Annotated in this window: 2 protein-coding genes and 1 pseudogene; all 3 read left to right on the top strand. The window is 44.8% G+C overall.

The window, feature by feature from the left end; translation table 11 throughout:
* Window positions 1-212 (top strand): hypothetical protein (locus tag ABZJ92_RS21555; RefSeq protein ID WP_250543932.1); only part of this gene is annotated, 212 nt, incomplete at its 5' end.
* Between the two features lie 255 nt (window positions 213-467).
* Window positions 468-1682: a D-mannonate dehydratase ManD gene (manD, locus tag ABZJ92_RS21550; RefSeq protein ID WP_000690938.1), complete on the top strand. Its 1215-nt coding sequence runs from the start codon at window positions 468-470 to the stop codon at window positions 1680-1682.
* 66 nt (window positions 1683-1748) lie between these two features.
* A pseudogene (locus ABZJ92_RS21545) lies at window positions 1749-2114 on the top strand (MFS transporter); the annotation flags it as partial.
* Window positions 2115-2189 lie beyond the last annotated feature (75 nt).

Genomic DNA, 2189 nt, shown 5'->3' with positions numbered 1-2189 from the left:
GTAAAGGAGAGGCCCTGGAAATACCCCACAGCCCCGAAAAAGAGCCAGTCAGTTGCTTAACTGACTGGCATTACAGCATTCTGGTGACCTTAAATTTAACGCCCAACCAGAACCATTATTTGTCACATTCCTTTTTATTATTGTGTCTTCTTTACCTCCACTCTCACCATGAAAATAATATTTTTAAATACATCAAGCAATACACATTTTAATTAATTGAATATAATTAATTTCTATTTCTGTGCTCATTTTCAATGATTAATGGAGTTTGTTATGTGATTATTCAACGTGTTGTTTTAACAATAATGGTTAATTATTCAGGTGGTTTTTGAGGGTATTTTTTCTCCTCGGTAGAAATTTTTGTTTTTAATGTGATCACGGTTGAATAATCGCTTTTTCTCTCTTGTATGGTAGTAGGCGTAAAATTAGGTTTGAAACGTCTATTTACAACACAGGAGATTGCAATAATGAAAATTATTGCTGCAGATGTTTTTGTTACTTGCCCAGGGCGTAATTTCGTTACGCTTAAAATAACCACTGAAAGCGGACTTTGTGGATTAGGAGATGCCACGTTAAATGGTCGCGAATTGTCGGTCGCTTCTTATCTGAAAGATCATCTTTGTCCACAACTAATTGGCCGCGATGCCAGCCGTATCGAAGATATCTGGCAATTCTTTTATAAAGGTGCTTACTGGCGACGTGGCCCCGTCACGATGTCAGCCATTTCTGCCATTGATATGGCGTTGTGGGATATCAAAGCTAAAGCGGCAAATATGCCATTGTATCAACTGCTTGGTGGTGCTTCTCGTGAAGGCGTGATGGTTTATTGCCACACCACCGGGCGTACGATTGATGAAGTCCTTGAAGACTATGCAAAGCACCAGCAGATGGGCTTTAAGGCGATTCGTGTGCAGTGCGGTGTACCGGGTATGCAAACCACTTATGGCCTGGCGAAGGGCAAAGGACTGGCGTATGAACCGGCAACCAAAGGCCTGTGGCCAGAAGAGCAGTTGTGGTCTTCAGAAAAGTATCTCGATTTTACGCCGAAGTTATTCGAAGCGGTGCGTAATAAGTTCGGTTTTAACGAACATCTGTTGCATGACATGCACCATCGCCTGACCCCCATCGAAGCGGCGCGCTTTGGGAAGAGCATTGAGGATTACCGCCTGTTCTGGATGGAAGATCCGACGCCTGCCGAGAACCAGGAATGTTTTCGTCTGATTCGCCAGCATACCGTGACGCCGATTGCGGTCGGTGAAGTGTTTAACAGTATCTGGGACTGCAAGCAGTTAATCGAAGAGCAGCTGATTGGCTATATTCGCACGACGATCACCCATGCAGGCGGCATTACCGGGATGCGGCGGATTGCCGATTTTGCATCGCTTTATCAGGTACGTACCGGTTCGCATGGCCCTTCAGATTTATCGCCTGTTTGTCATGCGGCGGCGCTGCATTTTGACCTATGGGTACCAAATTTTGGCGTTCAGGAGTACATGGGCTATTCCGAACAAATGCTTGAAGTTTTCCCGTACAGCTGGCGCTTCGAGGAAGGTTATATGCACCCAGGCGATGAACCGGGGCTGGGTATTTCTTTCGATGAGAAACTGGCGGCGAAATATCCGTATGACCCGGAGTATCTCCCCGTCGCACGACTGGAAGATGGCACATTGTTGAACTGGTAATAACGGTTCGCTTAATTATTTTCTGAATAGTCATCAAATCGATTAATTCCGCTCAAGGAGCTAAAAATGGACGTTGATGTGTCAACCAGTGTTGCGGGTAATAAACCGCAACGGATTCGTCGTATTCAGACAGTGACCCTGGTTTTATTATTTATGGCGGGGATCGTTAATTTTCTCGACCGTTCGTCATTGAGCGTGGCAGGCGAAGCGATTCGTGGCGAGTTAGGATTATCGGCGACAGAGTTTGGTGTTTTGCTTTCTGCATTTTCTCTGTCTTATGGTTTTTCACAACTACCTTCCGGTATTTTGCTAGACCGCTTTGGCCCACGAATAGTTTTAGGCGCAGGCTTAATATTCTGGTCATTAATGCAGGCATTAACAGGAATGGTTAATTCTTTTAGCCACTTTATTTTAATGCGTATCGGTCTGGGGGGTAATGCTGCCAACTTACTGATTTAGTGTATGATGGTGATTTTAAGGTGCTTGCGTGGCTTCCATTTCCATCAG

The organism is Shigella sp. FJ200513 (assembly GCF_040495915.1).
GTDB lineage: Bacteria > Pseudomonadota > Gammaproteobacteria > Enterobacterales > Enterobacteriaceae > ECMA0423.
The sequence above is the reverse complement of the archived record's forward strand: the minus strand, read 5'-3'. Positions and strand labels throughout refer to the sequence as shown.